The sequence below is a fragment of the Acinetobacter sp. UBA5934 genome, assembly GCF_002430855.1.
In the GTDB taxonomy this organism is placed as follows: Bacteria; Pseudomonadota; Gammaproteobacteria; order Pseudomonadales; family Moraxellaceae; genus Acinetobacter.
In genome coordinates this window covers 16,838-23,701 of record NZ_DJDC01000066.1, presented here as the reverse complement: position 1 = coordinate 23,701, position 6,864 = coordinate 16,838, and the positions used below count along the sequence as shown (strand labels likewise).

The window sequence follows — 6,864 nt, the reverse complement described above, 5'->3', positions numbered from 1 at the left end:
CATCACCGCCGATGGATGTGCATTCTACAGTATTTCCAATCCAATGCAACACCCTTTTTTAAATAATTTGGCAAAAACAGCCCGACTGTTTATTTATTCTACAAAACACGTGTTTTTTATTATTTTTTGCATGCAAAAGGTACAGGATTGGCTAATTCATCACGCATTTTTTCTTGTTTATTCTTTTCTTGCCAGATAAGTGAGCGACAATCGATATATTCACAATAACCACTTTCACCCGTTTCTTCATGTTGATTGATTCTGATTTGATATTTAAAACTGCCCACATAGCCAGCCGCCAACCCAAATTTAAAATCTCCGCGGCTTTGCGCCTGTATAGAAATGCAGGTGCCATCTTTACCTTCATAGCCCCACTCAAACTCACGTGGCAAATACATGCTTTGTCCATTCGGCGTTTTCACTTTAGGATAAACTCGATGCACTTTAAAGCGAACATTCTGATCAAACATTTGTGAAATGCCTGTTTTCCCATCTCGCAAATATAGACGTGACTGCAAAATACCATTGAAAGAATCTCGAATTTGAGCCAAAAGCAGTTGGCGCTGATTTTCCAGATTAATCACCTGATAGGTAAAGAATGCTAAAGGCAAATAGGGGAAATTAATTGAGCGTGCATATTCAAAACAGCCCATTTGCTGAATTTCAAATTTTTGTTCTTTATAAGTGATCTGCCCTTCACATTGGCACATTAAAGACCAGTGGTCTGCGAGCCCCATACGCAACTGGGTAAAATAGGAAATAATATTGCTGGTACAAATTGATAAATCGAAACTCAGCTCTTTATCTTTACGCTGTAGACGAAAATGGGGGAAAGTTCCGCTCATCGTTTCCCGGTCGGAGAACTGAAAATAAGCTTTAGTAAAGTGACAGTCCTCACTCACCGAATAAGAATTCAATTGCCCCACCATATGTGGACTAATACTGGCAATGGTAGTTGCAGTATCTAAAGCGGTGGTTTGGATGGCGCTTTCATTGCGTAGCATTACCGCATTCGGCTGCCCGATCAAACTGATAAAATTAAGATAATGGAGCGGTGCAGGTAAATTAGGAATCATCAAACCTTGATGGATGATTTTATAACGACCTTTTTGCGCATGATAGGCCAAGCATGACTGAAGGGGAGCCTGATTGAGTTGTTTAGAGCGATCAAACAAATCTTGAAACAACTGCATATCTTGCTCCTTTTTATTTTCAGTATAGCGTTCTCATTTTTATATGGCGGTTTTTCTTGCCAGGAAAGTGGTTACAAAACCCGACAGTGCATAAATAAGGGAAATAACCAGAATCCCGACTGGAATATTATAAGTAATTGCCGCAAAGATGAATACCGCAATTGGTAACACAAAAAATGGAACCCGTTTACGATCAAATGTTTTAAATGAATAATATTTGATATTGGAAATCATCAACAAGCCTACTGCAATAATAATCACCGCATTAAAAACCTGAATACCCAGCTCACGTACAGCGAAAATTTCTGGAAAATCCTGCCCTACCCAAATCAGGGTAATAATGATGACCGCAGCCAACGGACTTGCAACACCAATAAAGTAGCGTTTATCGACCACACCAATTTGCACATTGAAGCGTGCCAAACGAAATGCCGCACAAGCGGTATAAACGAAACAGGCAGCTAATCCAATACGTCCCAAATCGTGCAGACACCAGCTATACATTAAAATAGCCGGCGCCACCCCGAAAGCAAGCAAGTCTGACAAGGAATCGAACTGCTCGCCAAACGGGCTTTGGGCACCAATTGCACGCGCTACCCGACCATCCAGTCCATCAAATAATGCCGCTAAAAAAATGGCATAAATGGCTTGAGTGAAATCACCATTCATACTGGCAATAATAGAATAAAAGCCGGATAGTAATGCTGCTGTTGTAATCAGATTCGGCCACAGATAGATGCCACGACGCTTCACCTTTTGTCCCTCTTGGGTATGCTCTTCTTCTTCCACTTCGAAGGTGATGCCATCAAAACCATGTTCATCACGTGTAGAAGATTCACTTTCAGGTTTGTTTATACTTGTCATTCTTTGTCGATCCTAACTGTAACCGTATCTCTTGAAACGTATCTCTTATTCGCCAACTAACCAGCGTACAGCGGCATGCCCACCATTTTCACTCATACGCAAATGCGGGAACAACCATTGTAATGCTTCATCCGCATCTTCCGAAAATTTCCACGGTGGATTAATCACAAGTAAACCACAACCATTCAGACCGACTGGAGTGTCATCTGGCCATACGCAAATTTCACACACTAATTGACGGCGAATACCGGTTTTCATCATTTTCTTTTCAAAACGATCAATCATGGCGCGGTCTTTAATTGGATACCATACTGCAAAACAACCTGTCGGCCATTTTTTGTATGCAGCCACCATCAATTCTACCAATTGTGGAAAATCTTTACGTTCCAATTCGTAAGGTGGATCAATCATCACCACACCACGCTTTTCTTTAGGTGGAATCACCCCCAGTAAGCCTTCATAGGCATCACGTTCATGCAGGCCGGCACGGCGGTCACGCACATTAAAACGCAGCTGCTGGAAAACTTCAGGCTGCATTTCAAAAATCGTGGCTTTATCGATTTTACGCATGCCTTCCAAAGCAAACCACGGTGAACCTGGATACGCACCTTTGCCTGAAGCCTCACGCATATCCTGCACAATTTTAAGATATTGCTTTACGCCTTCAGGAGCATTGCGGGTAATTGAATCATCAAGCTTGATTAAACGGTGAATACCGTTTAAAAACTCGCCTGATTTCTGTGCTGCAGAAGTCGATAAATCGTATTTACCTGCCCCACCATGCGTATCGATATAGCGATAAGGTTTATCTTTGGCATTTAAACGTGTTAAAAGTTGCAGCAATAACACATGCTTCATGACATCGGCAAAGTTGCCTGCATGGAAATGGTGACGGTAATTCATGTTTCTTTAATTCCTGATATCAACGGGTATTTTAGCATGAAAAAATGTTTCGTTCCGCAGGATATCTTGCTCTAGAATACGCCAGCTTTTTTCTATCCTGTTTTGAGTATATCTGTATGGATGCAATTCACCTTCCAAAATCATGCAATGTTGATCAAATGATTGAAGATTTGGATCAGCGCGGCTTTAGCATTATTGATGATGTTTATCCTCAAGAATATATTCATGCTTTAGTTGAAGAATGTACATCTCATTTAAATCAGTTTAGAGATGCAGCCATCCAAAACGGGGTCATCAGCAAAATTCGCAGTGACCATATTTTATGGATTCATGAAGAGTTAGAAAAAGCCCAACAGCACATCAAAACTCTGCAAAGTCTGGGCGAACAACTGAACCGTGCCTTTTTCCTGGGCATTCGAGAAGTCGAAGCACATTTTGCCTGTTATAACGCCGGTGAGTTTTATGCCCTGCACCGTGATAACCCGCAAGGTAAAAATGGCCGTGTGATTTCTACCGTATATTACCTGCATGAAGACTGGCAAGACGACTGGGGCGGTGAACTTCGCCTGCAAGACAAAAATGATCAGTGGCACATCATCCCGCCCAAACCGAACCGCATTGCCCTATTCCAAAGTGATCTATTGCATGAAGTACTCAAGGCCAAGCATCAACGTCTTTCTATTACGGCATGGTTACGTACTGACAATTCCATTTGGTAATTTGACAAGCATGCTTTAAATATGGAAAAACATCCTCATATAGCAATCATTGACAGATGAGGATGTAACCGATGCGGGAAAACACCAAACAGATTATTCAACGTATTGGCGAAACTGATCAGTTGTATTTACAAGGGAATACGCCAAAACTTGCTTTAGAACGTGCTGATTTACGTATGCAATTGGTCACACTCAGCACCCTACGTCAGGAACAGATTCATTTCTTGCAAGAAGCTGTGGTTTTACTTGAACAGGGCCGGATTGAATTTGAAGAAATGCCGATGAGTTTGTATATCAACTTATCTACGCATTTAGCCAGAGCCTACATGCTATATTTTGAGATCACCAAGGAACAAAGATTTGCCTTAATTACCCAACAAATCTTAAAACCTATCACTCACGATCAGTACGGTGATATTTATTTCTTCCTTGCCTATGCTTCTGCGGCCAAAAGTGAAACTGCATTAACACGACATTGGCTCACCAAATACAGTAAGACTGCCGATTTTGATTTAATTCTGGTACAGCAGCATCCAGCCTTCCATCCATTCCGTGAACACCACTGGTTTGTGAATTTAGTCAAAAGTAAATTGCATTAATTAATTGCAGATCAAAGCATAAAAAACGCCTCCAATGAGGCGTTTAACTTAAATCTGTGAAGACTGCAGCTTTAGGATTTCACGGGTATTTTCCAGCAATAATCGTCAGCTTACCCCCTGCTTATCTTGTCCTGTATGCCCAAATAAAATTAAAGCGCAAATAAGCAATAAAAAAAATTTAGCGTTAAAATTTAAGCGGATCGTAGTTTCGTAGCATTCATATGTAATTGTTGATTCAGCTCATCAATCAACATGACCCACTCATCTGCATCTTCCACTAAATAACGAATTAAAAACTCGCGCTGGGATTTATTCCAGAATGGAGCATCATGAAGGTTCTGCTGTGAAGGTAATTGATGGGTACGGATAAAAAGTTCAATCGCTGCGGGACTAGAAGCAAGCCCAAGCTGTTCAAATAACATTTTAAAGGATGGGTTATTATTCATGAGCATTACACACTCCTTATCAACCTAACTGTCATTTATTATTCATTAAACTTATAAGATATTGATAAAAAAACCTAGTGATTAAACTAGGTTTGTTGTTTCAATTTGTGTTTACTGATGTGTTGATGCGGAAAGACGAGCTTCAGTATGTAATTGCTCATTTAAGATATCTACCACCATTGCCCATTCATCGTCTTTTTTCCAGTGACTGATCAGGAAATCATGTTGTGCTTGGGTCCAGACCGGAGCGTGATGCAAAGGGATACCCATCGTCAATTGATTATTTTCTATAAACTGGTCTATTGCTTCCTGGCTCGAGTCGAGTCCTAATTGTTCAAACAAAAGTTCTAAGGTGGGTTGCTGATCAAACATGCTGTTCACCTTGGTAACTTGTATAATTATTAAGCTATCAAGGTATAAGAATAGCCACACAAATCGCAGCTTTCACCTCGTGCTTGTTGTATTTTTTTGTAGTAAAAAATTAGACCCTATTCAAAGGGCCTAATCTTTTTAAAACTTATTGTGCAGCAAGCTTATCGCTTTCCACATGCAACAGCTGATTCAGCTTGTCAATAACCACAATCCACTCATCATCTTGATGCCAGTGCTCACGTAATAAGGCACTTTGACCTTCACTCCAAAAGTCTGCATCTGGCAAAATCACTTCAGCAGGTAACTGGTGAGCTTTAACAAACTGATCAATCGCAGCTTCATCTGCAGGCAAACCCAATTGTTCAAATAATAGTTCTAAAGTTAACTGTTGTTCCGTAAGCATAAATAGACTCCATCGTAGTATTAAATTATGAGCGTGTTGAGACTAGAATTCTTAGGTTGATTTATGGCTTGGTACGTCACAGGAACCTGAACCCTCGGCCTCAATGTGTAATTGTTCATTCAACACATCAACAAAAATGGCCCAGTCATCATCTTTCTTCCAGTGACTGATCAGAAAGTCATGCTGTGATTTGCTCCAGAACGGTGCTTTATGTAAAGGCACATCCATACCAATTTGATGCGTGCTAATAAACTCGTCAATCGCTTCCGGACTCGAATCCAGACCCAATTGTTCAAAGAAAAGTTCGAAGGTGGCGCGTTGCTCTAACATCTGAACCTCCATCTTTTATCTATAATCTTGTTTCTACCTTAGATGGCTCATCATCGAAACTCAGTTGTCTCTCCTTCACAGCATGTTATTTTTTGTTTAATTAAAGTGATAGGTATAAAAAAAGCACCCCAAATGGAGTGCTTTTTTTCAACTTAATCTAAGAAGATTAAATTATTTAAGCATGTCAGCAATCGCTGCGCGCTCTTCTTCAAGTTCGTTCAATGTAACGTTGATACGCTCACGGCTGAACTCGTCGATTTCTAAACCTTGAACGATTTTGTATTCACCGTTTTCAGTTGTAACAGGGAAACCGAACATTACGCCTTCAGGGATACCGTAAGAACCGTCAGAAGGAATACCCATCGTTACCCATTCGCCGTTTGTACCAAGAGCCCAATCGCGCATATGGTCGATTGCAGCGTTAGCAGCAGAAGCAGCAGAAGAAAGACCACGTGCTTCGATGATCGCAGCACCACGTTTGCCAACAGTCGGAAGGAATGTGTTTGCATTCCACTCTTGATCGTTGATCATGTCTTTAACGCTTTCGCCGTTGATTGTTGCAAAACGGTAGTCAGCATACATGGTTGGAGAGTGGTTACCCCAAACTGTAAGTTGTTTGATGTCTTTAACCGCTTTACCAGTTTTTGCAGCAATTTGAGATGCAGCACGGTTGTGGTCAAGACGTAACATAGCTGTGAAGTTTTTCGCTGGAAGATCTGGAGCAGATTTCATAGCGATGTAAGCATTTGTATTTGCAGGGTTACCCACTACAAGCACTTTAACATCACGGCTAGCAACTTCGTTCAATGCTTGGCCTTGACCAATGAAGATTTCGCCGTTTACTTTAAGCAAGTCAGCACGTTCCATACCTGGACCACGTGGACGTGAACCAACCAATAACGCGTAGTCAGCATCTTTGAATGCAACTTTAGGATCATCAGTACCGATCATGTCCGCTAAAAGTGGGAATGCGCAGTCTTGAAGTTCCATCATTACGCCTTTAAGCGCTTGTTGAGCTTTCTCAAAAGGAACTTC

Annotated in this window: 10 protein-coding genes; 2 read left to right on the top strand and 8 right to left on the bottom strand. The window is 41.1% G+C overall.

Going from position 1 to position 6,864, the window contains the following annotated elements:
- Positions 1-119: 119 nt before the first annotated feature.
- Genes B2Y23_RS04660 through B2Y23_RS04650 form a run of 3 tightly spaced genes read right to left on the bottom strand, consistent with a single transcriptional unit; the run spans position 120 to position 2,960 of the window.
- A complete protein-coding gene (locus B2Y23_RS04660; protein WP_291355252.1) occupies positions 120-1,193 on the bottom strand; it encodes a DUF6670 family protein in 1,074 nt (357 codons plus the stop codon).
- 39 nt (positions 1,194-1,232) lie between these two features.
- Complete coding sequence (gene pssA, locus B2Y23_RS04655) at positions 1,233-2,057, bottom strand: CDP-diacylglycerol--serine O-phosphatidyltransferase (protein WP_291355250.1); 825 nt, start codon at positions 2,055-2,057, stop codon at positions 1,233-1,235.
- Between the two features lie 45 nt (positions 2,058-2,102).
- Positions 2,103-2,960 carry a 23S rRNA (adenine(2030)-N(6))-methyltransferase RlmJ gene (locus B2Y23_RS04650; RefSeq protein ID WP_291355248.1) on the bottom strand — a complete coding sequence of 286 codons (858 nt, stop codon included), beginning with the start codon at positions 2,958-2,960 and terminating at the stop codon, positions 2,103-2,105.
- Positions 2,961-3,076: 116 nt separating this feature from the next.
- Here B2Y23_RS04650 and B2Y23_RS04645 point away from each other — a divergent pair, with 116 nt between their 5' ends.
- A complete protein-coding gene (locus B2Y23_RS04645) occupies positions 3,077-3,679 on the top strand; it encodes a 2OG-Fe(II) oxygenase (protein WP_291355246.1) in 603 nt (200 codons plus the stop codon).
- 71 nt (positions 3,680-3,750) lie between these two features.
- On the top strand, positions 3,751-4,278 hold the full coding sequence (locus B2Y23_RS04640) for a hypothetical protein (protein WP_291355244.1): 528 nt from the start codon (positions 3,751-3,753) through the stop codon (positions 4,276-4,278).
- 191 nt (positions 4,279-4,469) lie between these two features.
- Here the strand turns inward: B2Y23_RS04640 and B2Y23_RS04635 are convergent, their stop codons facing one another.
- The 5 genes from B2Y23_RS04635 to B2Y23_RS04615 all read right to left on the bottom strand — a co-directional run.
- A complete protein-coding gene (locus tag B2Y23_RS04635; RefSeq protein WP_291355242.1) occupies positions 4,470-4,730 on the bottom strand; it encodes a DUF2789 family protein in 261 nt (86 codons plus the stop codon).
- 105 nt (positions 4,731-4,835) lie between these two features.
- Positions 4,836-5,096 carry a DUF2789 family protein gene (locus B2Y23_RS04630; protein WP_291369320.1) on the bottom strand — a complete coding sequence of 87 codons (261 nt, stop codon included), beginning with the start codon at positions 5,094-5,096 and terminating at the stop codon, positions 4,836-4,838.
- Positions 5,097-5,241: 145 nt separating this feature from the next.
- A complete protein-coding gene (locus B2Y23_RS04625) occupies positions 5,242-5,499 on the bottom strand; it encodes a DUF2789 family protein (RefSeq protein ID WP_291355238.1) in 258 nt (85 codons plus the stop codon).
- A gap of 51 nt (positions 5,500-5,550) precedes the next feature.
- The gene (locus B2Y23_RS04620) at positions 5,551-5,829 is read right to left on the bottom strand and encodes a DUF2789 family protein (RefSeq protein WP_253138812.1); all 279 of its coding nucleotides are present in this window, start codon (positions 5,827-5,829) and stop codon (positions 5,551-5,553) included.
- A gap of 171 nt (positions 5,830-6,000) precedes the next feature.
- The coding region (locus B2Y23_RS04615) for a malate dehydrogenase (protein WP_291369318.1) at positions 6,001-6,864 on the bottom strand (864 nt) is incomplete at its 5' end.

Coding starts and splice junctions, on each gene's coding strand:
- B2Y23_RS04660 (WP_291355252.1), bottom strand. CDS start 1,193: ATGCAGTTGTTTCAAGATTTGTTTGATCGCTCTAAACAACTCAATCAG.
- pssA (WP_291355250.1), bottom strand. CDS start 2,057: ATGACAAGTATAAACAAACCTGAAAGTGAATCTTCTACACGTGATGAA.
- B2Y23_RS04650 (WP_291355248.1), bottom strand. CDS start 2,960: ATGAATTACCGTCACCATTTCCATGCAGGCAACTTTGCCGATGTCATG.
- B2Y23_RS04645 (WP_291355246.1), top strand. CDS start 3,077: ATGGATGCAATTCACCTTCCAAAATCATGCAATGTTGATCAAATGATT.
- B2Y23_RS04640 (WP_291355244.1), top strand. CDS start 3,751: ATGCGGGAAAACACCAAACAGATTATTCAACGTATTGGCGAAACTGAT.
- B2Y23_RS04635 (WP_291355242.1), bottom strand. CDS start 4,730: ATGCTCATGAATAATAACCCATCCTTTAAAATGTTATTTGAACAGCTT.
- B2Y23_RS04630 (WP_291369320.1), bottom strand. CDS start 5,096: ATGTTTGATCAGCAACCCACCTTAGAACTTTTGTTTGAACAATTAGGA.
- B2Y23_RS04625 (WP_291355238.1), bottom strand. CDS start 5,499: ATGCTTACGGAACAACAGTTAACTTTAGAACTATTATTTGAACAATTG.
- B2Y23_RS04620 (WP_253138812.1), bottom strand. CDS start 5,829: ATGTTAGAGCAACGCGCCACCTTCGAACTTTTCTTTGAACAATTGGGT.